This window comes from Nocardioides rubriscoriae (assembly GCF_008087085.1).
In the GTDB taxonomy this organism is placed as follows: domain Bacteria; phylum Actinomycetota; class Actinomycetes; order Propionibacteriales; family Nocardioidaceae; genus Nocardioides; species Nocardioides rubriscoriae.
The window spans coordinates 413880-434755 of the sequence record NZ_VIYJ01000002.1 but is presented as its reverse complement, the minus strand read 5'-3'; the positions used below and the strand labels follow the sequence as shown (position 1 = coordinate 434755).

Sequence of the window (20876 nt, the reverse complement as noted above, 5' to 3'; positions counted from 1 at the left end):
TTCTAGTCTGGCGCCCATGCACCTCGCCCTCGCACCCGAGCACCACGCGCTGCGTGCCGAGCTCGCTGACTACTTCGCCCAGCTCGTCACCCCCGAGGTCAAGGCCGGCCTGGCCTCGGCCACCGGGGAGTTCGGTGAGTTCGGCGAAGCAAGCGTCTACAAGGACGTCATCCGCCAGGTCGGCCGCGACGGCTGGCTCGGCATCGGCTGGCCGAAGGAGTACGGCGGCCAGGCCCGCTCGGTCGTCGAGCAGCTGATCTTCACCGACGCGGCCGCGGTCGCCGGGGTGCCGATCCCCTACCTGACGCTCAACACCGTCGGGCCGACGATCATGCGCTACGGCACCGACGAGCAGAAGGAGTTCTTCCTGCCCAAGATCCTCGCCGGCGAGCTGCACTTCTCGATCGGCTACTCCGAGCCGGGCTCGGGCACCGACCTGGCGTCGTTGAAGACCAAGGCCGTCCGCGAGGGCGACGAGTGGGTCATCAACGGCCAGAAGATGTGGACCTCGCTGATCCAGTACGCCGACTGGATCTGGCTGGCCTGCCGCACCGACCCCGACCTGCCCCGCCACAAGGGCCTGTCGATGATCCTGGTGCCGGCCGACGCCCCCGGCGTGTCCTACACACCGGTCCACACCGTCGCCGGCGTCGGCACCAGCGCCACCTACTACGAGGACGTCCGGGTGCCCGTCACCAACGTCGTCGGCGAGGTCAACGGCGGCTGGCACCTGATGACCGACCAGCTCAACGCCGAGCGCGTCTCGCTCACCTCGGCCGCGCCGACCATCCACTCCCTCAAGCTCGTGCGCGAGTGGGCCCAGCACACCAAGAACCCCGACGGCCAGCGCGTCATCGACAGCGAGTGGGTGCAGATCGCGCTGGGCCGCGCGCACGCCCGGGTCGAGGCGCTCACCCTGCTCAACTGGAAGCTCGCCGCCGACGCCGACGCGGGTGTCGGCCTCTCGCCCGCCGAGGCCTCCGCGATCAAGGTCTACGGCTCCGAGCTCAACACCGAGGTCTACCGCTCGCTGATGGAGATCGTCGGCCCGATGTCCGGGCTGACCGCCGACTCCGAGGGCGCCGTCCTGGCCGGCCGGCTGGAGCGGATGTTCCGCTCGTCGCTGGTGATGACCTTCGGCGGCGGCACCAACGAGATCCAGCGCGACATCATCGGCTACGTGGGCCTCGGCCTGCCCGCCGCCAAGCGCTGACACATCCGACCTGACCACCCGGTGGTCGAGGAGGTTGCGCTGGCAACCGTCTCGAGACCACGAGCAGAAATCGAGACGCACCATGGACTTCTCCTTCACCCCCGAGCAGGACGAGGCCGCGCAGCTCGCGGCCCAGATCCTCGGCGACCGCGCCACCAACGACCGGCAGAAGGCCGTCGAGGCCGGCGGGTCGCGCTTCGACGCCGACCTGTGGCGCGAGCTCGACGAGGCCGGGCTCACCTCGCTGGCCCTGCCCGAGGCCCACGGCGGCGCCGGGCTCGGCCTGGTCGAGCTCGCCCGCGTGCTCGTCGAGGTCGGCCGCACCGTCGCGCCCGTGCCGCTCGCCGTGCACGGACCCGCGTCGCTGCTGCTGGCCGAGCTCGGCACCGACGAGCAGAAGCAGCGCTGGCTGGGCGCCGGCACGATCCTCACCGCCGCCGTGGCCGAGGAGCGCTCCCACCTGCCCGCCCGCCCCACGGTGGTCGCCCGCGACGGCCGCCTCACCGGCACCAAGGTGCTCGTGCGCGCGGGCAGCGTGGCCGGGGCCTTCCTCGTCACCGCCTCCCTCGACGAGGGCACGGGCGTCTTCCTGCTCGACGCCGCGGCCGAGGGCGTGGTCGTGGTCGAGGGCCACAGCAGCGACCGCGACCTGGTCGTGCGTCTCGACCTCGACGGCGCCCCGGCCGAGCAGGTCGGCGGCCCGGCCGCCGTCACCCGCCTGGGCCAGCTGCTCACCGTCTGCGCGGCCGCCGAGCAGCTCGGCGTCACCGAGGGCGCGCTGCACCTGACCGCGTCGTACGCCAAGACCCGCGAGCAGTTCGGACGCCCGATCGGCACGTTCCAGGCCGTCTCGCAGCGCCTGGCCGACGGCTACATCGACGTCCTGGCCCAGCGCCTCACGCTGTGGCAGGCCGTGTGGCGCCTCAGCGAGGGCCTGCCCGCGGAGACCGAGGTCGCGACCGCCAAGCTCTGGGCCGCCGACGCCGGGCACCGTCTGGCCCACACCACCGTGCACGTGCACGGCGGCGTCGGCATCGACCTCGACGGCGAGGCCCACCGCTACTTCACCTCGGCCAAGCGCTTCGAGTTCCTCCTCGGCGGCGCCACCGAGCAGGCCCTGGCCGTCGGGCGGGTGCTGGCGAGCGAGCCGGTCTGAGCATCACAGGTCGGTCGCGGAGGTTCTCGCCCAGCCGGGAGTTCCCCGACCGACGTCACCCCACGTCGGTCGAGGAGGTTGCCCTGGCAACCGTCACGAGACCTTCCGGCCGCAGGCACGGGTCACCTCGCGCTGCCGCTGCGGTCGGGTGAGTCCTACAACGATCGCGACGCGCGCCACTCGTCGGCGAGCAGGGCGTAGGTGTAGCCGTCCTGCCAGGTGCCGTCGCGGTGCAGGCCGGAGCGCACGGTGTGGGCCTCGCGGCGCATGCCGACGCGCTCCATCAGCCGCCACGACGCGGTGTTGGCCGCCATGCACCCGGCCGTGACGCGGTGCAGCCCGAGGCCGTCGAAGCAGACACCGAGCAGCGCGCGGACCGCCTCGGTGGCCAGGCCCTCGCCGCGGTGGGCCGGGTCGAGCACCCAGCCGATCTCGGCCTGGCGGTCGACGGCCAGGTCGGCCACCTCGGCCTGGGCGTAGGCGTCGTGCACCAGGAGCATCAGATCGCCCACGGCCCGGCCGTCGCGCTCGAGCACGACCGTGCGCGCGAGCCGGTCGGGCTCCGCGAGACGTGCGGTCTCCTCCGCCTCGGACCCGGGGACCCGGGTGAGCCAGTCGGAGACGCCCGGGGTGCTGCGGATCCGCCACAGGTCGTGGGCGTCGTCCGGGGTCGCCGGGCGCAGGGCGAGGCGCTCGCTGGCCACCGGCCAGGTGGTCACGCGAGCGTGCCGTCGTAGGGGATCTCGGTGCGCCAGGTGTCGGCCGGCTGGTCGAGCGCCGTCCTCAGGGCCTGCGCGACCCGGTCGGGGGTGAAGGCGCCCTCGCGCGACAGGCTGCCGCGCACCGTGACCGAGACCGCCCGGATGCCGTCGCCCTTCAGGGTCGCGTCGAGGCTGTGCACGAGGTTGCGCACCCCGGCCTTCTGCACGCCGAGCGACGCGGCCCGGTTCCAGGGCTGGTCGGCGGCCATGCTGCCGGTCACGGTGACCCGGCTGCCCTCGCGCAGGAACGGCCGCGCCGCCTGCACGACGGTGAGCAGCGCCCCGACCCCGAGCGCTATGTCGTCGAGCAGCTCGGCGACGCTCAGCTCCAGCGGGTCCTTCTCGCGGAAGGCGCTGGGGTTGAAGTGGAGCAGGTCGACCACGCCACCCAGGCCGCTCGCGAGCTCCTGCACCGCGGCGGTGGCCGCGTCGACGTCGGTGAGGTCGGCGTACGCCGTGGCGACGGTCGCGCCACCGGCGCGCAGCTCGTCGGCGAGCGCCTGGACCTGCGCACGGTCGACGCCCAGCAGCCCGACGGGACGCCCCTCGGCGGCGAGCAGCCGGGCGAACGAGCCACTGACGCCGGGTCCGGCCCCGGTGATGATCGCGCTGCCAGTCATGGGCCCACCGTAGCGATCTCCTAGCCTGGTCAGCGTGACCGTCGCGCTGCACACCACCGAGGTCGGCACCACCGGGGAGCGCGTGGTCTTCCTCCACGGCCTGTTCGGCCAGGGCCGCAACTTCACGCAGGTCGCCAAGGCCCTCGAGCCCGACCTGCGCTCGCTGCTCGTCGACCTGCCCGACCACGGCCGCTCCGGGTGGACCGAGCGCGTCGACTACCTCGCGATGGCCGACGCCGTCGCCGAGGCCCTGCGGGCGGGGTACGCCGACCCGCGGTCCGGCGGGCCGGTGCACCTGGTCGGCCACTCGATGGGGGGCAAGGTGGCGATGGTGCTCGCGCTGCGCCACCCCGACCTCGTGCGCCGTCTGGTCGTCGTCGACATCTCCCCCGTGCTCAGCGACGGTGAGAGCGAGTTCGGCCACCTGCTCGACAGCCTGGCCGGCCTCGACCTGACGCAGGTGCACCGCCGCGACGACGCCGACCGCCTGCTGGCCGGCCCGATCCCCGACGAGCGCGTGCGCGGGTTCCTGCTGCAGAACCTCCGCTCCGACCCGGCGGCCGACGCCGGCTGGCGCTGGCAGGCCCACCTCGCGCTGCTGCGCCGCGACCTGCCGACGATCGCCGCGTTCCCCGACGCCGCGCTGGGCGAGGCGACCTTCGACCACCCGGTGCTGTGGCTGGCGGGCGCGCGGTCGCCGTACGTCCGGCCCGAGCACGCCGCGACCATGCGCCGCTACTTCCCCCGCACCACCCTGGTGACCATCAAAGACGCCGGGCACTGGGTCCACTCCGAGCAGCCGGCGGCGTTCGTCTCCGCGCTGCGGGTCTTCCTCGGACCGCGCTCGGGCTGACCCGCAGCGGGTGCGGGCCCCTCCCCCTCGGGGTGTGCTCGGGGCCCCCTGGTGCAGGGCACGCTGCGGTAAGGTCCAACTTGCACAACTTTGATGCCGCGCCTGCCTTCAGGTTGGAGTACCAGTGAGCTCACCCACCACCGACCAGGCCCTGCAGAGGCTGCTGGCGCAGGGCCGGGCGCGCGCGCGGGCCACCGACCCCGACCACGCCCGCCTGTGGGACGCCCTCATCTCGGCGACCGAGGGCGGCAAGCGCTTCCGTCCCGCACTGGTCGTCGCCACCCACGACGCCCTGGGCGGCGGCGCAGGGTCGGCGGCTGCTGTCACCGGGGCGGCCGTCGAGCTCCTCCACACGGCGCTGGTCGTCCACGACGACGTCATCGACGGCGACGACGTGCGCCGCGGGCGGCCCAACGTCAACGGCACCGTCTGCGCCGGGGCGCTCGCCGGCGGGGCGACGCTCGACCAAGCCCTCCACCTGGGCCGCACCGCCGGTATCCTGGCCGGCGATCTGGCGCTCGCCGCGGCGATCCGCGCCGTCGCCACCTGCGGGGCCTCCCCCGCGGTGACCCACCGGCTCCTCGACCTCTTCGACGCCGCCCTGCACACCACCGCGGCGGGCGAGCTCGCCGACGTGCGGCTCTCGCTGCGCAGCGGGGCCGCGTCGCTGGCCGAGAGCCTGGCGATGGAGGAGCAGAAGACCAGCGCCTACTCCTTCGCCCTGCCGCTGCAGGCCGGAGCCGTGCTCGCGGGCGCCGACGACACCACCGTCGAGCGCCTGGGTGAGGCAGGCCGGATGCTGGGCGTCGCCTTCCAGCTGGTCGACGACCTCCTCGGCGTGTTCGGCGACCCGGTCCGCACCGGCAAGAGCGCCACGAGTGACCTGCGGGCCGGCAAGCAGACCCCCCTGCTCGCCCACGCGCGCTCCACCCCCGAGTGGGTGCACATCGCGTCGTACGTCGGGCGCGAGCTGACCCAGGACGAGCTGTCCGAGGCCCGGCGGCTGCTCACCGACTCGGGTTCGCGGCGCTTCGTCGAGGACCTCGCCGCCGCCCACCGCGAGGCGGCCCGGGCGGTCGTCGAGGAGCTCGGCATCTCCGCCGACCTGCTCGAGGCCGTCACGATGCTCCCCGTGGGCCTGGCCGACAGCCACGAGGTCGCGGTGTGAGCCCCGACGCGGCGAGCCAGCCGGTGCGGCCGACATGAGCTCCCTGCCGCACTGGTCCTACGTCGCGATGCTGGCCTTCTGCCTGGCCGGCACGCTCCCGCTGGTGCCCGCCTTCCGGGTCAAGGTGCTCCAGCAGCCACGCCGCCTGGTGCTGACGATCCTCCTCGCGGGGTCGCCGTTCCTGCTGTGGGACGTGCGTGCGACCGACCTGGGGCACTGGAGCTTCGACCCGGCACAGACCCTGCCCTGGCGCGTCGCCGGCCTCCCGCTCGAGGAGGTCGCCTTCTTCGTCGTCATCCCGCTGGTCTCGGTGCTCACCTACGAGTCCGTCCGCGTGGTGCGCCGCGCCCGTGACGCCCGTCGTGCCCCGCGTGACGTCGGCGGTCATGACCAGCGCCGGGACCGGCGTCCGGACCGCGAGGTGGCCCGATGACCTACACCGCGGTCGCCGTGGTGATGGTCCTGCTGGCCGTCGTGCTCGATCAGATGCTGGTCCGGACCCGGCTGACCGCCACGGCGGCGTGGTGGACGGCGTACGGCATCGTGGTGTTCTTCCAGCTGCTGACCAACGGGTGGCTCACCGGCCGTGGCATCGTCCGCTACGACCCCGGAGCGATCCTCGGCGACGCGCAGGTGAGCTTCATCGGCAACGGCCGGCTCTTCTACGCGCCCGTCGAGGACCTCGCGTTCGGGTTCGCGCTGGTGCTGACCAGCTGCTCAGTGTGGGTCTGGCTGGGCCGGCGTCGCGACGCCGACGAGGTCTGAGGCCCGGGTCCGGTCGAGCCAGGCGACGACGAGCCCGTGGGGGACGGTCAGCGCCGCCAGCAGCCAGATCTGCTCCGACACGAAGCTCAGCGCGTCGCCGCCCGCCCACCACCACAGCCCGGCGAGGGTCAGCGCGGCCGCGAGGGTGGGCGCCGCGGCCCGCACGGCCAGCGACCGCAGCGCGCGGGACCCGGTGACGGCGCGCTCCTCGGTGACCAGCACGGCCGTATGGCGCACCGCGTGCCACCAGCCGACGTAGGTCGCGACGGCCACAGCCGGGGGTGCCGCCACGGCCAGGACGACCAGCAGGACGACCTCGGCGGCCACGACGCGGTGCCCGCACAGCAGGGCCGCGAGCGCGGTGAGCAGTGCGACGGCCAGCACGGCCGCGACGAGGGCGGCCTCCCACGCCGGGCCCAGCCGGCCGTCCCAGCCCGGCGCCATAACGTGGAGGTAGGGCGCCGCCTCGCGGGCGTGCGTCAGGATCGGCAGCAGCACCGCCACGAGCCCGACCCCGAGCCCGGCCGCGCGGAGGGCGGACCCCGGGGCGGGTCCGCTGCGCAGGGTGTGGAACGTCGCCTCACCGAAGCCGAAGTGCACCACCGAGAGCACCAGCAGCACCACGAGCCCGAACAGGGGCCAGGTGCGCAGGACCGCCCACGCCACGGCCGCCAGGGCGGCGTACCCCAGCATCAACGGGACCAGCGGGACCGTGCGCCGGGACTCGCGCCAGCGCGGGGCGAGGTGGTCGACGGCGCCGTGCGGCAGCGCGACGAGCAGCCCGCCGACGACGAGCGCGGTCTGCGCGCCCGACCAGTCGACGTCGAGCACGCGCAGGACGACGCTGCTCGCAGCGACCGCGGCGACCACTCCCCACGACACCCAGGCAGCGACGTCGAGGTCGCGGGCCGCAGCCCGCACCTGACCCGTCTGCGCCGTGACCACCACGACCCGATCCTACCGAGACCCAGACGCACGGGACCCGGGCTCGCACACCCCTTCGGGGGCGGGCCCGGGTCCGCGCACGGGGACGACTAGTACTTCTCCAGGCGGCTGACGGTCTCCTCGAACTCGCGCACCAGGTCGGCCATCACCTCGGCGACCGGCCGCACCTCGTTCATCCGACCGACGACCTGGCCCACGGGCATCGAGATGACGTCGGGGTCGTTGGACGCCGAGATCCGGTTGTGGGCGTCGGCGACCAGGAGGTTCTGCAGCGGCATCGGCAGCGGGGACGGAGCACCCTCCTCGGCCCAGGCCTCGGTCCACTTGGTCTTGAGCAGCCGCGCGGGCTTGCCGGTGTAGACGCGGGTGCGCACGGTGTCGCTGGAGGTGGCGCGGGTGAAGGCGGTCTCCCAGGCCTCGCTGTTGCCGGTGCCCATCTGGCGGTACTCCTCGGTGCCGAGCCACAGCGAGCCCATCCAGACGCCCTGCGCGCCCAGCGCCAGCGAGGCGGCGATCTGGCGCCCCGAGCCGATGCCGCCGGCGCCGAGCACCGGGACGTCGGGGCCCACGGCGTCGACGACGTCGGGGGTGAGCACCATCGAGGCGACCTCGCCGGTGTGGCCACCGGCCTCGTAGCCCTGGGCGATGATGATGTCGACGCCGTTGGCGACGTGGCTCAGCGCGTGCTTGGCCGCACCCGCGAGAGCACCGATCTTGATGCCGTGCTCGTGGCACTTCTCGATGACGTCGACCGGCGGTGAGCCCAGCGCGTTGGCGATGAAGACCGGACGGTGCTGCAGGGCGACGTCGAGGTGGGAGCGGGCCACCGAGTGCAGCCAGCCGAGCACGCCGTCGCGCCCCTCGCCCTCGGGCAGCGGCGGGACGCCGAGCTTGAGCAGGGTCTCGTCGACGAACCTGCGGTGCTCGTCGGGGATGTAGGCCGACAGGTCCGTCGAGGTGCCCTCGGTCGGGACCTTCATCGGCATCACGATGTCGACGCCGTACGGCTTGCCGTCGGTGTTGTCGTCGAGCCAGGTCAGGACCCGCTCGAGCTCCTCGGTGTCGTTGAACCGGACGCACCCCAGCACCCCGAGGCCGCCGGCGCGCGACACGGCCGCGGCGACGTGCTCGGAGGGGGTGAAGGCGAGGATCGGGTACTCGATCCCGAACTCGTCACAGATCGGCGTACGCATCAGGCAGGTGCTCCTTCTTTGGACTGCAGGGCCAGCTCCTTGGCCCGCGGGTACTGCGCCTTGCCCGTCGCGTTGCGCGGGATCTCGGGCACCAGGGTGAGCTGGCGAGGCAGCTTGTAGCCGGACAACGACGTGCGCAGGAAGGTGCGCAGCTCCTCGAGCTCGACGCTCGCCCCCTCGCGGGGCTGGACGACGGCGGCGACGGTCTGGCCGTAGGTGTCGTCGGGCAGCCCGACGACCAGGCAGTCGTAGACGGCCGGGTGAGCCTTGATGGCCATCTCGACCTCCTCGGGGTAGACCTTCTCGCCGCCGGTGTTGATGCAGTTGGACCCGCGGCCCAGCAGGGTCACCCGGCCCTCGGTCTCCACACGGGCGAAGTCACCGGGCACGGAGTAGCGCTCGCCGTCGACCTCGAGGAAGGTCTGGGCCGACTTCTCGGGGTCCTTGTAGTAGCCGATCGGCACCGACCCGCCGCGGCCCAGGCGGCCGACCCTGCCGACGCTGGTGGCGAGGTCCATCGGACGGTTGTCGTCGTCGAGCACGACGCTGTTGGGGCCGAGCCCGACGACGGGGCCGTCGGTGCTGATGTTGTCCTTGTCCTGCATGCCCATGCCCTGGAAGCCGGTCTCGGACGCGCCGACGGAATCGGTGAAGATGCCGTTCGGGAAGGCCGCCATCCAGCGCTGCTTGACCGACGCGCTGAAGATGGCGGCGCTGCTGCTGATCACGAACAGGCTCGAGGCGTCGTAGGGGCGGTCGGTGGCGAGGGCCCGCTCGTACTCCTCGATCAGCGGCCGCGCCATCGCGTCCCCGGTCATGAAGATCAGCTGCACCTTGTCGCGCTCGATGACCTCCCACACCCGCTGGGCGTCGAACTTGGGCTCGAGCACGGTCAGGTGGCCGGCGAACAGGTGCATGAGCAGGCCGGCCTGCGCGCCGCCGTGCATCAGCGGGCTCATCGGGAAGGTGACCATCCGCGGCTCGACGGCCTGCCGGGACTGGTCCATCTCGTCGAGCGCCACTCCGGAGTGGAAGTCGATGCCACCACCCAGCACGCGCCAGAAGTCCTCGTGGCGCCACATGACGCCCTTGGGGAAGCCGGTGGTGCCGCCGGTGTAGATGATGTGGACGTCGTCGGCGCTGCGCGGGCCGAAGTCGCGCTCCGCGCTCTGCCCCGCGAGCGCGTCGGCGTACAGCACGCCGCCGTAGGACGAGACGTCGGACTCGTCGTCGGGCTCCACGACGTCGGGCACCACGACGAAGGTCTTGAGCTTGGCGTGCTGCGGCGCGCAGGCGGCGACCAGCGGCGCGTAGGTGCGCTCGTGGATCAGGGCCACGACGTCGGCGTTGTCGAACAGGTAGTTGAGCTCGCCCTCGACGTAGCGGTAGTTGACGTTGATGTTGACCGCGCGGATCTTGACCACGGCCAGCACGGCGACCACGTGCTCGATGCTGTTCTTGGCGTAGACCGCGACGTGGTCGCCCGGCCCGACCCCCTGGGAGGTCAGGTAGTGGGCCAGCCGGTTGGCGTCGCGCTCGAGGTCGGCGTACGTCGCGACGCGGTCGCCGACCTTGACCGCAGGGTTGTCCGGGACGGCGTCGACGGCGTGCTCGAAGAGGTCTGCGATGTTCTTGGCCACAGCGGCGAGACTAGAACACGTTCCACTTTTTCGCTAGCGTCCGCGCCATGGCTGAAGCAACCGGCGCACCGACCGTCGAGCGGACCACTCCCGACTGCCTCGTCGAGCAGGACGGGCACACGCTCGTCGTGACGATGAACCGTCCCGAGCGCCGCAACGCGCTCTCGAGCGAGATGCTGCGGATCATGGAGGACGCCTGGGACCGGGTCAACGACGACCCCGAGATCCGGGTCTGCATCCTCACCGGCGCGGGCGGCTACTTCTGCGCCGGGATGGACCTCAGGACCGCCGACGCCAAGCCGCCCTCGGAGAGCTTCGAGTCCGGCGAGTTCGACCCCAGCGTCATCAAGGGCCTGCTCAAGGGCTTCCGGCTCACCAAGCCCCTCATCGCCGCGGTCGAGGGTCCGGCGATCGCCGGCGGCACCGAGATCCTGCAGGGCACCGACATCCGCGTCGCCGGCGAGTCGGCCAAGTTCGGCGTCGCCGAGGCGCGCTGGTCGCTCTACCCGATGGGCGGCTCCGCGGTCCGACTCCCCCGCCAGATCCCCTACACCGTGGCCGCCGAGCTGCTGCTCACCGGACGCACCCTGCTGGCCCCCGAGGCCAAGGAGCTCGGCCTCATCGGCCACGTCGTCCCCGACGGCCAGGCGCTGGCCAAGGCGCGCGAGATCGCCGACGCCATCAGCGCCAACGGCCCCCTGGCCGTGCAGGCGATCCTCAAGACCATGCGTGACTCCGAGGGCAAGCACGAGGAGGACTGCTGGGCCGACGATGCCCGCGTGGGGGCCGCGGTCTTCGCCTCCGACGACGCCAAGGAGGGCCCGCGCGCGTTCCTGGAGAAGCGCAAGCCGGAGTTCAAGGGGCGCTGACCGACGGCCCGCCGCCGACCTAGGCTGTCCCCGGGACCCGGCCCGAGGGAGCGAGACTGACATGGACCTGCTCGTCGGCGCGGCGTGCCTGCTCGTCCCGCTCGCCTTCATCGCCCTGGTGGTGGTCGCGATCGTGGCCTCGGTGCGTGCCCGGCAACGGCGGATGGACACCCTGGCGTCGTACGCCGCCCAGCGCGAGTGGCGCTACCGCCCCGACGGCACCGGGCTGGAGGACCGTTTCCCCGGCGACCCGTTCGGCCGCGGCCACGCCCGCAGCGCGACCAACGTCGTCGAGGGCACCTACGAGGGTCGGGCCTTCCTGGCGTTCGACTACCACTACACGACGGGCTCGGGCGACGACTCGACCAGGCACGGCTGCTCGGTGGTGACCATGCACCTCGGCGGCCTGCGACAGCCGGTGCCGATGTTGCAGGTCGCCCCCACGCGCGGTCTCGCGAAGTTCTTCCACGGGCTCCTCGGCCACGACCTCGCGATCGGCGACCCCGTCTTCGACGACCTGTTCCTGGTGCGCACCGACAGTCCGGAGCTGGCCCGCGACGTCCTGCACCCCGACCTGCGGGCCATGCTCGCGGCCTACCAGGACCGCGCCTGGCGGTTGCAGGGCGACTCGCTGCTGATGTTCCGCAGCGGCCAGCACTCCCCCGGTGAGATCGACGCCGTGCTGGCCTCGATGAAGGCGATCCTCGACCGGGTCCCGCCCGTCGTCTGGCAGCGGCTGGGCGGTGGCGAGGCGCCGCGCTGAGCTCGGTGGCGGCGGCCGGTCAGGCGTCGAGCCAGCGGCGTACGGCGGTGCGCACGAAGTCGAGCTCGTCGGGCAGACCGGCGGGGCTGCCGGCCCGGTGCCCCCAGATGCCCGGGATCGGCAGCAGCTCGGCCGAGGCCAGGTGCGGCAGCTCGGCGGCATTGTCAGCGACGCGGAAGTAGAGGTCGGTCTCGCTCGGCATCAGCAGCACCCGGGCACGGATCGCGGCCAGGGCGGCCGGCAGGTCACCACCGAGGCTGATGTCGGCCTCGGACCACGTCATCGCCTGGGCGTACAGGTTGGCCGCCCGGCAGTCCGCGAAGCCGGCCTCCCAGTCGTCGCGCAGGTAGGTCTCGAGGTCGGGCGCCCCGAGCACCGTGCGCCACAGCTCCTCGCGGTAGAAGTCCTGGCTCAGCCCCCAGCCGGCGTAGACGTGGCCGAAGGCGCGCAGGGCCGCCACCGGCTCGGCCGAGAACCGGCCACCGCCGAGGTGCTCGGGCGCGGCCTCCAGGATGCGCAGCAGCCCGGACAGGAACACCTTGTTGTGGGGTGCGGTGCGCGCGCTGCCGCACACCACGATCGCGCGCTCGACCGTGTCGGGGAACAGCGAGGCCCAGTGGTAGGCCTGGATCGCGCCCATGGAGAAGCCGTGGACGGCGGCGACCTGGTCGATCCCCCACTGCTCGTCGAGCAGCCGGCGCTGGGCGCGCACGTTGTCACCGGCGGTGACCAGCGCCGGGAAGTCCTCGATGTCCGCGGCGCTGGACGACAGCCCGTTGGAGAACATGTCGGGCACGACGATGAACCACCGCTCCGGGTCGAGGACCAGGTCGGGGCCGATCAGCTCGGCAAGGTCGTCGTGGGTCGCGGTGTAGCTGCACGGGTGGACGATCACGTTGTCCTTGGCGGCGTTGAGCGTGCCGTGGGCCTGCCACGCGAGCCGCGCGTCGCGGATCACGCCGCCCCGCTCGACCTCCAGGTCGCCGAGCTCGAGGACGCCTTCGGTGACCGGCCAGCTGCGCATGAGGCGACTATGGCACCTGCCCGGTCGGCCCGGGACCACCTAGTCGAGGATCTGGGCCCTGCCCTGCCGCCGCAGCTCGGCGAGCCCGTCCTTCATCGCCTGGAGTCTCTCGGGCGGGTGGCCGACCCAGTCGGTGAGCTCCCCGACGACCCGCAACGGCTCCCGGGTGCGGTAGGAGCGGGTCGGGTTGCCGGGGAACTTCTTGTCCGTGACGTTGGGGTCGTCCTCGAACTCGCCGGTCGGCTCGACGACGTAGATGCGCTCGCGGCCGTCGCCGGACGCGAGCTCGGCGCCCCAGGTCGCGGCGTCGAGGGTGGCGGTGAAGTAGACGTGGTTCATCACCCGGCCGTCCTCGAAGTTGGACTCCCGCCCGGCCGTCAGCAGGTCACCGGGTCGCAGGTCGGCCCTGGTCCCGTGCAGGTAGACCCCTTCCTCGTGCACCTCGAACGGCACCGGCTCACGTGGTGTGCTCATGGCGCGACAGTAGTTTCCGCCGCAGCGCCGAGGGGGTGACCCGGCCGGAGGCCACACCGTCGATAATCGCCGCGTGGTCGACCTGGTGACACCGAGACGGACGGTGATGTCCGCGCGCCGCGCCCGCCCGGGTGCGCACGCCCAGTACGACGCCGTCGCCGACGCCAGCGCGGCCGTGGTCATCGGGGCCTACTCCTCGTCGTTCGGGGCGGCGTCGCGCCTGCTCAGCGAGCCGGTGCGCACCCACGTGCGCAACCTCTACGCCCTGGTGCGCGTCGCCGACGAGATCGTCGACGCCCCCCGCCCCGGCGCGACCCCGGCGTCGCGGGCCGCCGTGCTCGACACCCTCGAGCAGGAGACGCTCGACGCCCTCGCGGTCGGTCACAGCAGCAACCTGGTGGTGCACGCCTTCGCCCGTACGGCGCGTGCGTGCGGGGTCGACGAGGCGCTCGTGCGGCCCTTCTTCGACTCGATGCGCGCCGACCTCGAGACCCGCGTCCACGACGACGAGAGCTTCGCGCGCTACGTCTACGGGTCGGCCGAGGTCGTCGGGCTGATGTGCCTGCGCGCGTTCGTCGCGGACCTCCCCGACCGTGACCGCCGCTACGAGCGCTGCGCACCGGGCGCGCGCCGGCTCGGGGCGGCGTTCCAGAAGGTCAACTTCCTGCGCGACCTCGGCGACGACGCCGACGTGCTCGGGCGCCGCTACTTCCCCGGCATCGACCCCGACCGGCTCACCGACGCCGACCGGGACCGGCTGCTCGACGACGTCGACGCCGACCTCGCCGCCGCGGCGGCGGTCGTGCCGCTGCTGCCGCGCGGCAGCCGGGTCGCGGTCTGCGCCGCCCACGACCTGTTCGCCGAGCTGTCGGTGCGGCTGCGGGCCACCCCGGCGGCCGAGCTGCGCCGCCGTCGGGTGCGCGTGCCGGGGGTCGTCAAGGCCCGGATCGTCAGCGGCGCCGTGGCTCGCCGCGGCCGGCCGCACCAGCCCCAGCCCCAGCCACCGCACCAGGAGGTCACGCGATGAGTCGCGTCGTCGTCATCGGTGGAGGAGTCTCCGGGCTCGCCACCGCCGCCCTGCTCGCCCGCGACGGGCACGACGTACGCCTGCTCGAGCGGGGTGAGCTGCTCGGCGGTCGCGCCGGCCTGTGGGAGCGCGACGGCTTCCGCTTCGACACCGGGCCGTCGTGGTGGCTGATGCCCGAGGTGTTCGACCACTTCTTCGCCATGATGGGCACCACGACCGCCGAGCAGCTCGACCTGGTGACGCTCGACCCGGGCTACCGGGTGTGGAGCGAGGGCTATCCCGAGCCGCTCGACGTGGTCCTCGACGAGGCCGGCAACAAGGCGCTGTTCGAGTCCGTCGAGCCGGGGGCCGGTGCGGCCCTGGCCGCCTACCTCGACTCCGCCCGCGAGGTCTACGACCTGGCGGTGCGCCAGTTCCTCTACACCAGCTTCGACTCCGTCGCGGCGTACGCCGGGCGGCAGGTCCTGGTCAACGGCCCCCGTCTGGCGGGGCTGCTGTCGCGCTCCCTGGAGTCCTTCGTCGACAGCCGCTTCCGCGACCGGCGCCTGCGCCAGGTGCTCGGCTACCCCGCGGTGTTCCTCGGCTCGTCGCCCGACCGGGCCCCCGCGATGTACCACCTGATGAGCCACCTCGACCTCGCCGACGGGGTCCGCTACCCGATGGGCGGCTTCCGGGTGCTCGTCGACGCGATGGCCGGACTCGCCCGCGGCGCCGGCGCCGAGCTGTCGACCGGCTGCACCGTCACCGCGGTGCAGACCGCGCCGCTCGACACCACGACCCGTCGTCGCCGGCTGCGCGGGCCCCGGGCGCGCGTCACCGGCGTCACCTACCGCGACGCCGCCGGCGCCACGCACACCGTGGCCGCCGACGTGGTCGTCGGGGCCGCCGACCTCCACCACGTCGAGACCCGGCTGCTCCCCCCCGACCTCCAGACCTACCCCGAGCCGTGGTGGGACAAGGCGGTCTCGGGGCCGGGCGCCGTCCTGGTCCAGCTCGGCGTGCGCGGCGAGCTGCCCGAGCTGGCCCACCACTCGCTGTTCTTCACCGCCGACTGGCACACCAACTTCGACGCCATCTTCGGCACCCCGACGCGGGTGCCCGACCCAGCGTCGATCTACGTGTGCCGGCCCTCGGCCACCGACGCGTCGGTCGCGCCGGCCGGCCACGACAACCTGTTCGTGCTGGTGCCGGTGCCGCCCGACCCCTCCCTGGGGCGCGGCGGCGTCGACGGGGCCGGTGACGCCACGATCGAGGCGATCGCCGACCGCGCTGTGGCGATGGTCGCCGACTGGGCGGGCGTGCCCGACCTCGCCGAGCGGGTCGTCGTACGCCGCACCGTGGGGCCCGGTGACTTCGAGGCCGACCTCAACTCGTGGTCGGGTGGGGCCCTCGGCCCGGCCCACGTGCTCAAGCAGAGCGCGTTCTTCCGGGCGAGCAACGTCTCGCGCAAGGTCGACGGCCTCTACTACGCCGGCTACGGCACGGTGCCGGGCATCGGGCTGCCGATGTGCCTGATCAGCGCCGAGCTGGTGCTCAAGCGGCTGCGCGGCGACCGGTCGGTCGGACCGTCGGTCGAACCGGTGCCGGCGCGGGCCTGAGGTGGACCGCCGGGCCGAGGCCCTGGCCCACTGGTCGCGCCTGCACGGCGGGATCGACCCGAGCGGCTCGGTCTGGATCTCGGCGTGGGTGCGGCTCTCGCACGCGTGCGCGCGACCGCTTGCGCGCCGCGGCGTACGGCCTGGCGCGGTCACCACTGCCTCCGCGGCGGTGGTGGCCCCGGTGCCGGTGCTGGCCGGTCTGGGGCACGCCTGGCCCCTCGCCGCGCTGCTCCTCGTGGCGGTGAGCGCGGTGCTCGACGGGGTCGACGGCGCCGTCGCGGCCCAGACCGGGACCGACACGGCGTGGGGGCGGGTGCTCGACCCGCTGGCCGACCGCGCGGTCGACGTGGTGCTGGTCGTGACCCTGGTGGTGCTCGGGGCACCGCTCTGGCTCGGCGCCGCGCTCGCCGTGCTGACGCTGCTGCTCGAGTCGGTGCGCGCCACCGCCCAGGCCGCCGGTCTGGCTGGCGCGGGCGCGATCACGGTGTGGGAGCGTCCCTCGCGGGTCATCGTCACGGTCCTCGCCCTCGCCGCCACCGCGTCGGTCGGCCTGGTGCCCGCGGTGGACGCGGCGGTGCCGGCGAAGGTCGCGGTCGCCGTGGGGCTCGCGCTGGCCGTGGTGGGGCTGGTCCACCTCACCGTGGCCGTCCGCCGACAGCTGCTCGCCCCGAGAGCTCAGGCGGGCCCGACGAGCCCCGCGACGATGCGCGCCGACAGCACCACCAGCGGCAGCCCGCCGCCGGGGTGCGACGAGCCGCCCACGAGGTAGAGACCGGGCAGCGGCGAGCGGTTGGCCGGCCGCTGGAACGCCGCGCGGGCACCGTTGGACGACGTGCCGTAGATCGAGCCGCCCGGGGTCAGCGTGCGGCGCTCGAGGTCGGCGGGCGAGACCAGGGTGCGGTGCCGCACCCGGCTGCGCACGTCGAGCCCGCGCTCGGCCATCAGGTCGAGCACCCGGTCGGCCTGGTCCTCGGCCAGCCCGGGCTCGTCCCAGTCGACGCCGTGCCGGGGATCGTGGCGCGGGGCGTTGACCAGCACGAACCACGCGCCGGTGCCGGCCTCGGGCACCACGGCGGGGTCGCGGGGGGCGCTGACGTAGACCGTCGGGCGCTCCACCGGGCGCGGCGGCCCGTGGCGCCCGAACACGGCGTCGAACTCCGCGTCGTAGTCCTCGGCGAACAGCACCTGGTGGTGGGCGACCTCGGGCGGGTCGTCGACCGCGAGGAGCAGGGCCAGCCCCGACAGCGACGGCGTCGTACGACGGATACGGCGCGCCGATCGGCGCGCGACGCGCCCCGGGAGCAACCGGCCGTAGACGCTCGCCGCGTCGGCGTTGGCCACCACGACGTCGGCCTCGAGCACCGAGTCGTCGGCCAGGCGCACACCCGCCGCCCGGCCGTCATGGACCAGGACCTCGACGACCTCGGTGTCGAGCAGCACCTGCGCGCCCTGGGCGCGGACCCGCTCGAGCAGCGAGGTCGCCAGGCGACCGAGCCCGCCGGGGACGTACCAGGACCCGAAGGTCTGCTCGGCGTACGGCACGGTCACGAGCGCGGCGGGCGCGCGCCGCGGGTCGGACCCGGTGTAGGTGGCGTAGCGATCGAGCAGGGCCCGCAGTCGCGGGTCGTGGAGGTGGTCGGCGGCCAGGCCCCGCAGGGTGCGCCAGGGCGCGACCGTGGCGACGTCGCCGAGCCGGTAGGACAGCCGGAGCATCTGGCGGGTGGTGAGCGGCGACTCGAGGAACGGCTCGCGGGTGATGTCCCAGATGCGCCCGGCGCGGGCCATCAGCCCGGCCCACTGCTCCCCGCGACCGGTGCCCAGGGCGGCGTCGAGGGCGTCGGGGATGCGGGCGGGGTCGCCGGGCAGGTCGAGCAGCGTGCCGTCGGCGAAGCGGTAGTGGCAGGCCGTCTCGAGGCGTTGCAGGGGCAGCGCCTGCGACAGCGGCGCCCCGGTGGCGGCGTACAGCTCCTCGAGCACGTCGGGCAGGGTCAGCAGCGACGGGCCGGTGTCGAAGACGAACCCGTCGCGGCGCAGCGTGCCGAGCTTGCCGCCGACCTCCCCGGCCTGCTCGACCAGGGTCACCTCGTGGCCCAGGGCGCACAGCCGCGCGGTCGCGGCCAGTCCCCCGACCCCGGCACCGACGACGACGACCCGGCTCACCGGGCCACCCCGCGCACCCCGGAGACCTCGACGGGTCGGCCCTTCCAGCGCAGGGTGCCGCGCCGGCGCTGGCGCCAGGAGTCGGCGGTGAGCGCGAGCAGGGCCAGCACCGAGGCCGGGTGGGTCCAGGCGTCGCCGACGACCCCGCCCGTACGCCGGGCGACCAGGGCCCGCGACGCGACCGAGGCGGCGTAGCCCAGCAGGCCCGTGCGCGAGCCGCGCAGCGCGGCGGCGGCCGGCACGACGTGGGTCACTCCGAGCAGCAGACCGACCCCGATCGCGCCGGCCGGCGACCCGAACGCCGCCCACAGCGACTTGGTGTAGCCGGCGCGCAGGGCCGTTGGGCCGTCGTACATCCGGCAGGAGGCGACGCCGCTGCCCTCGGCCACGACCCCGCGACCGCCCGAGGCCTTGACGGCGCGCAGCAGCGCGAGGTCCTCGAGCACCTCGCCGCGCACGGCCGCGTGGCCGCCGGCACGGCGGTACGCCGCGGCGTCGACCGCGAGCAGCTGCCCGTTGGCCGCACCCAGCGACGGGCGGGAGGAGGTCTCGGCGAGCCCGAGCGGCAGGGTGCTCATCCACGACCACTGCAGCAGCGGCTGCACGAGTCGCTCGGTGAGCCCGCCGACCTCCTGGCGCGGGTAGGGGCACAGCAGGTCGAGCCCGGCTGAGCGCAGGAGCGCGACCGTCGAGGTCAGCGCGTGGGGCTCGACGGCGACGTCGGCGTCGACGAAGACCAGCACCGAGGCGTCACCGGCGGCCTCGGCCAGCTGGTGGCAGGCCCACGGCTTGCCCAGCCAGCCCGGCGGCGGCGTCCGGCCGGCGACGGTGGTCACGTCGGGCAGCCGGCGCAGGACCTCGGCGGTGCCGTCGGTGGAGCCGTCGTCGAGGACGACGACCCGCACCGGGCCGGGCCAGCGGGCGGCGGCGGCGAGCAGACGGCGTACGCAGCGCTCGACGACGTCGACCTCGTCGCGCACGGGCAGCAGCACGGCGAGCGGCTCGGGCCGTGCGACGGCCCCCGGGTCGGGCGTGCGGACGCGCCGCAGGTTGTCGACCGTGAGCCCGAGCGAGGCCACGGCGAGCGCGGTCCCGGCGGTGGCCAGGTGCCTCACGGACGCCGGCCTGACCGAGGTGCGGGTCGCAGGGCCCGCCGCAGGGCCACCGGCACCGCCACCACCCCCATGACCACGGACCCGACCACCGCCACCGACGGGCGCCCGAAGAACGCCGCGTGCGCGAGCACCGAGCTGGCGTAGGTCCACAGGTAGACCGCCAGCGGCAGCCGGGCCAGGCCCACCGGGACCGGTCGCGCACGGCCGACCACCCGGTCGAGCACCGCGCACAGGAGCAGCGACACGAGCAGCCAGCCGGCGAAGTTGGTGAGCGGGATGCCCTCGACCCCCGGCAGTGCCGGGTGCGGGTCGGCCCAGGTCCAGTGGCCGTCGTCGACCATCTGCGGGTCGAGGAACACGTCCCACGAGACCAGCGCCCACGCCCCGACCACCGCGGTCCGGACCCGGTGGCCACCACCCAGCAGCCGGCCGACGTGCAGGGCCGGCCAGGTCATCATCACCCACGCCAACGGCACCAGGACGGGTACGCCGGCGACTTGCGGCCCGAGCGTCCCGGCGTAGGAGTAGGCCCCGAAGGGCACCCCGGTGCGCACGCCGACCACCTCGACGAGCAGGCCGCCGCCACCGGCGACGAGCACCAGGGCGGCCGCAGCCCGGACCCCGTGGGTCACCAGGGCGTGGCCGATCGCGGCGCCGGCCAGGAGCAGCACGCTGGCCGCGGTCATCGCGAGCGTCCCGCCGTCGGTGAAGGGGAACGCCATCTGCACGAGCACCGCCGCCGCGGCGAGGGCGACGACCACGGCGCGTGGCCACGACCGGCCGGCGTCGACCCGTGTCGGCGCAGCGGTGGGGGCCGACCGGGTGGCGCTCACGGCCGACCTCCTCGGTAGGTGCCGGTGACCTCGTGCACGGCCAGCCGGGCGAAGAGGTCCTCGGCGTACCAGCGGGCCGGCTCGGTGCGGGCCACCACGTCGCGGTGCGCGGCGGTGCGGTAGGCGAAGTCGGTCAGGGCCCGGTCGGAGTCCCACAGGGTGAAGGTGCCCTGGAGCAGCACCGGCGCCTCGCCGACGCCGATTGCGAGCCGCAGGCCCGGCGCCCGGGCCACGTCGGCGACGACCGGCGGCACGGCCCGCCAGAACGACACCGCGCGCGTGGGGCGCAGCCGCGCGCGGGTGATCGCCGCCACGGGTCCGGTGTGGCTCCGCGTGCTGCCGGGTGGTGCGTCGAACGGGGCCTGTCCCGACCACCGCCCGCGCGAGGTGAGCGGCGTCATCCGCACGCGCAGGCTCTCGGTGGCGGCGTCGTCCCAGGGGCCGAGCAGCCGCGGGTCGGGGCCGCCGTCGGCCGAGGCGGTGTCGTCCCAGACCGTCAGCAGGGCCCAGTGGTGCGGGTCGGCGTCGCCGACGGTGAAGGTGCGGCCCCGGCCGGTGCCCAGCAGCTTGGCGAAGCGCAGACCGGGCCGGCCGTGGAGGTGGCGACGCCCCGAGGCCATCCTGGCCAACGCGGGGGCGACCCGGTCGACGTGCCACAGCCGCAGGTCGACGACCGGGCTCACGGCGCAACCACCGTCG

22 protein-coding genes are annotated in these 20876 nt (G+C 74.2%); 11 read left to right on the top strand and 11 right to left on the bottom strand.

The genetic code is table 11. The features are described 5' to 3' along the window. Positions 1 to 16 precede the first annotated feature (16 nt). Together FZC61_RS05415 and FZC61_RS05410 are read left to right on the top strand one after the other, a co-directional pair. Positions 17 to 1213, top strand: coding sequence for an acyl-CoA dehydrogenase family protein (locus tag FZC61_RS05415; protein WP_148613102.1), 1197 nt, complete (start codon positions 17 to 19; stop codon positions 1211 to 1213). An 82-nt stretch (positions 1214 to 1295) separates the two neighbouring features. Then, on the top strand, positions 1296 to 2369 hold the full coding sequence (locus FZC61_RS05410) for an acyl-CoA dehydrogenase family protein (protein WP_148613101.1): 1074 nt from the start codon (positions 1296 to 1298) through the stop codon (positions 2367 to 2369). Positions 2370 to 2524: 155 nt separating this feature from the next. Here FZC61_RS05410 and FZC61_RS05405 read toward each other — a convergent pair whose 3' ends face one another. Continuing rightward, positions 2525 to 3088 (bottom strand): GNAT family N-acetyltransferase, encoded by a 564-nt coding sequence (locus FZC61_RS05405; RefSeq protein ID WP_211357105.1) that lies wholly within the window; start codon positions 3086 to 3088, stop codon positions 2525 to 2527. After that, positions 3085 to 3750, bottom strand: coding sequence for an SDR family oxidoreductase (locus tag FZC61_RS05400; protein WP_148613100.1), 666 nt, complete (start codon positions 3748 to 3750; stop codon positions 3085 to 3087). Before FZC61_RS05400 ends, FZC61_RS05405 begins: the two co-directional genes overlap by 4 nt. Positions 3751 to 3784: 34 nt before the next feature. Here FZC61_RS05400 and FZC61_RS05395 point away from each other — a divergent pair, with 34 nt between their 5' ends. The 4 genes from FZC61_RS05395 to FZC61_RS05380 all read left to right on the top strand — a co-directional run bounded on the left by FZC61_RS05395 (position 3785) and on the right by FZC61_RS05380 (position 6536). Further along, complete coding sequence (locus FZC61_RS05395) at positions 3785 to 4603, top strand: alpha/beta fold hydrolase (RefSeq protein WP_246142541.1); 819 nt, start codon at positions 3785 to 3787, stop codon at positions 4601 to 4603. Positions 4604 to 4727: 124 nt separating this feature from the next. Then, positions 4728 to 5771 carry a polyprenyl synthetase family protein gene (locus FZC61_RS05390; RefSeq protein ID WP_148613098.1) on the top strand — a complete coding sequence of 348 codons (1044 nt, stop codon included), beginning with the start codon at positions 4728 to 4730 and terminating at the stop codon, positions 5769 to 5771. Between the two features lie 34 nt (positions 5772 to 5805). Beyond that, positions 5806 to 6204, top strand: coding sequence for a lycopene cyclase domain-containing protein (locus FZC61_RS05385; RefSeq protein WP_211357104.1), 399 nt, complete (start codon positions 5806 to 5808; stop codon positions 6202 to 6204). Continuing rightward, positions 6201 to 6536, top strand: a complete 336-nt coding sequence (locus FZC61_RS05380) for a lycopene cyclase domain-containing protein (RefSeq protein WP_148613097.1) — start codon at positions 6201 to 6203, stop codon at positions 6534 to 6536. Before FZC61_RS05385 ends, FZC61_RS05380 begins: the two co-directional genes overlap by 4 nt. Here the strand turns inward: FZC61_RS05380 and FZC61_RS05375 are convergent. From FZC61_RS05375 to FZC61_RS05365, 3 genes are all read right to left on the bottom strand, one after another. Next, positions 6489 to 7484 (bottom strand): beta-carotene 15,15'-dioxygenase, Brp/Blh family, encoded by a 996-nt coding sequence (locus FZC61_RS05375; RefSeq protein WP_148613096.1) that lies wholly within the window; start codon positions 7482 to 7484, stop codon positions 6489 to 6491. The two genes, FZC61_RS05380 and FZC61_RS05375, sit on opposite strands and share 48 nt — an antisense overlap. A gap of 86 nt (positions 7485 to 7570) precedes the next feature. Further along, on the bottom strand, positions 7571 to 8674 hold the full coding sequence (locus tag FZC61_RS05370) for an NAD(P)H-dependent flavin oxidoreductase (protein ID WP_148613095.1): 1104 nt from the start codon (positions 8672 to 8674) through the stop codon (positions 7571 to 7573). Then, positions 8674 to 10314: an acyl-CoA synthetase gene (locus tag FZC61_RS05365; RefSeq protein ID WP_148613094.1), complete on the bottom strand. Its 1641-nt coding sequence runs from the start codon at positions 10312 to 10314 to the stop codon at positions 8674 to 8676. The genes FZC61_RS05370 and FZC61_RS05365 overlap by 1 nt, the downstream gene beginning before the upstream one ends. Positions 10315 to 10361: 47 nt before the next feature. Here FZC61_RS05365 and FZC61_RS05360 point away from each other — a divergent pair, with 47 nt between their 5' ends. Both FZC61_RS05360 and FZC61_RS05355 read left to right on the top strand, forming a co-directional pair. After that, positions 10362 to 11183, top strand: a complete 822-nt coding sequence (locus FZC61_RS05360) for a crotonase/enoyl-CoA hydratase family protein (protein ID WP_148613093.1) — start codon at positions 10362 to 10364, stop codon at positions 11181 to 11183. A gap of 61 nt (positions 11184 to 11244) precedes the next feature. Beyond that, positions 11245 to 11946: a type III secretion system chaperone family protein gene (locus FZC61_RS05355; RefSeq protein WP_148613092.1), complete on the top strand. Its 702-nt coding sequence runs from the start codon at positions 11245 to 11247 to the stop codon at positions 11944 to 11946. 19 nt (positions 11947 to 11965) lie between these two features. Here the strand turns inward: FZC61_RS05355 and FZC61_RS05350 are convergent, their stop codons facing one another. Together FZC61_RS05350 and arr are read right to left on the bottom strand one after the other, a co-directional pair. Next, positions 11966 to 12970 carry an alpha/beta fold hydrolase gene (locus FZC61_RS05350; protein WP_148613091.1) on the bottom strand — a complete coding sequence of 335 codons (1005 nt, stop codon included), beginning with the start codon at positions 12968 to 12970 and terminating at the stop codon, positions 11966 to 11968. Between the two features lie 39 nt (positions 12971 to 13009). After that, positions 13010 to 13444 (bottom strand): NAD(+)--rifampin ADP-ribosyltransferase, encoded by a 435-nt coding sequence (gene arr / locus FZC61_RS05345; RefSeq protein ID WP_148613090.1) that lies wholly within the window; start codon positions 13442 to 13444, stop codon positions 13010 to 13012. 106 nt (positions 13445 to 13550) lie between these two features. On the opposite strand from arr, the gene FZC61_RS05340 reads away from it, so the two are divergent. From FZC61_RS05340 to FZC61_RS05330, 3 genes are read left to right on the top strand one after another with little or no spacing between them, the layout of a single operon-like run. After that, positions 13551 to 14471 (top strand): phytoene/squalene synthase family protein, encoded by a 921-nt coding sequence (locus tag FZC61_RS05340; protein WP_148613089.1) that lies wholly within the window; start codon positions 13551 to 13553, stop codon positions 14469 to 14471. Next, on the top strand, positions 14468 to 16069 hold the full coding sequence (gene crtI / locus FZC61_RS05335) for a phytoene desaturase family protein (protein ID WP_148613088.1): 1602 nt from the start codon (positions 14468 to 14470) through the stop codon (positions 16067 to 16069). The genes FZC61_RS05340 and crtI overlap by 4 nt, the downstream gene beginning before the upstream one ends. Position 16070: 1 nt before the next feature. Beyond that, entirely contained in the window at positions 16071 to 16838 is a 768-nt protein-coding gene (locus FZC61_RS05330) for a CDP-alcohol phosphatidyltransferase family protein (RefSeq protein ID WP_211357103.1), read from the top strand. Here the strand turns inward: FZC61_RS05330 and FZC61_RS05325 are convergent. From FZC61_RS05325 to FZC61_RS05310, 4 genes are read right to left on the bottom strand one after another with little or no spacing between them, the layout of a single operon-like run. Continuing rightward, positions 16745 to 18229, bottom strand: coding sequence for a phytoene desaturase family protein (locus FZC61_RS05325; protein WP_148613087.1), 1485 nt, complete (start codon positions 18227 to 18229; stop codon positions 16745 to 16747). The genes FZC61_RS05330 and FZC61_RS05325 overlap by 94 nt on opposite strands. Next, the gene (locus FZC61_RS05320) at positions 18226 to 19344 is read right to left on the bottom strand and encodes a glycosyltransferase family 2 protein (RefSeq protein WP_148613086.1); all 1119 of its coding nucleotides are present in this window, start codon (positions 19342 to 19344) and stop codon (positions 18226 to 18228) included. The genes FZC61_RS05325 and FZC61_RS05320 overlap by 4 nt, the downstream gene beginning before the upstream one ends. Continuing rightward, entirely contained in the window at positions 19341 to 20177 is an 837-nt protein-coding gene (locus FZC61_RS05315) for a carotenoid biosynthesis protein (protein ID WP_211357102.1), read from the bottom strand. Before FZC61_RS05315 ends, FZC61_RS05320 begins: the two co-directional genes overlap by 4 nt. Then, positions 20174 to 20860: a monooxygenase gene (locus FZC61_RS05310; protein ID WP_148613085.1), complete on the bottom strand. Its 687-nt coding sequence runs from the start codon at positions 20858 to 20860 to the stop codon at positions 20174 to 20176. Before FZC61_RS05310 ends, FZC61_RS05315 begins: the two co-directional genes overlap by 4 nt. Positions 20861 to 20876 lie beyond the last annotated feature (16 nt).

Excerpts from the sequence above, each read along its gene's own strand:
- FZC61_RS05415 (WP_148613102.1), top strand. The coding sequence starts at position 17 with ATGCACCTCGCCCTCGCACCCGAGCACCACGCGCTGCGTGCCGAGCTC.
- FZC61_RS05410 (WP_148613101.1), top strand. The coding sequence starts at position 1,296 with ATGGACTTCTCCTTCACCCCCGAGCAGGACGAGGCCGCGCAGCTCGCG.
- FZC61_RS05400 (WP_148613100.1), bottom strand. The coding sequence starts at position 3,750 with ATGACTGGCAGCGCGATCATCACCGGGGCCGGACCCGGCGTCAGTGGC.
- FZC61_RS05385 (WP_211357104.1), top strand. The coding sequence starts at position 5,806 with ATGAGCTCCCTGCCGCACTGGTCCTACGTCGCGATGCTGGCCTTCTGC.
- FZC61_RS05380 (WP_148613097.1), top strand. The coding sequence starts at position 6,201 with ATGACCTACACCGCGGTCGCCGTGGTGATGGTCCTGCTGGCCGTCGTG.
- FZC61_RS05370 (WP_148613095.1), bottom strand. The coding sequence starts at position 8,674 with ATGCGTACGCCGATCTGTGACGAGTTCGGGATCGAGTACCCGATCCTC.
- FZC61_RS05360 (WP_148613093.1), top strand. The coding sequence starts at position 10,362 with ATGGCTGAAGCAACCGGCGCACCGACCGTCGAGCGGACCACTCCCGAC.
- FZC61_RS05355 (WP_148613092.1), top strand. The coding sequence starts at position 11,245 with ATGGACCTGCTCGTCGGCGCGGCGTGCCTGCTCGTCCCGCTCGCCTTC.
- FZC61_RS05350 (WP_148613091.1), bottom strand. The coding sequence starts at position 12,970 with ATGCGCAGCTGGCCGGTCACCGAAGGCGTCCTCGAGCTCGGCGACCTG.
- arr (WP_148613090.1), bottom strand. The coding sequence starts at position 13,444 with ATGAGCACACCACGTGAGCCGGTGCCGTTCGAGGTGCACGAGGAAGGG.
- FZC61_RS05340 (WP_148613089.1), top strand. The coding sequence starts at position 13,551 with ATGTCCGCGCGCCGCGCCCGCCCGGGTGCGCACGCCCAGTACGACGCC.
- crtI (WP_148613088.1), top strand. The coding sequence starts at position 14,468 with ATGAGTCGCGTCGTCGTCATCGGTGGAGGAGTCTCCGGGCTCGCCACC.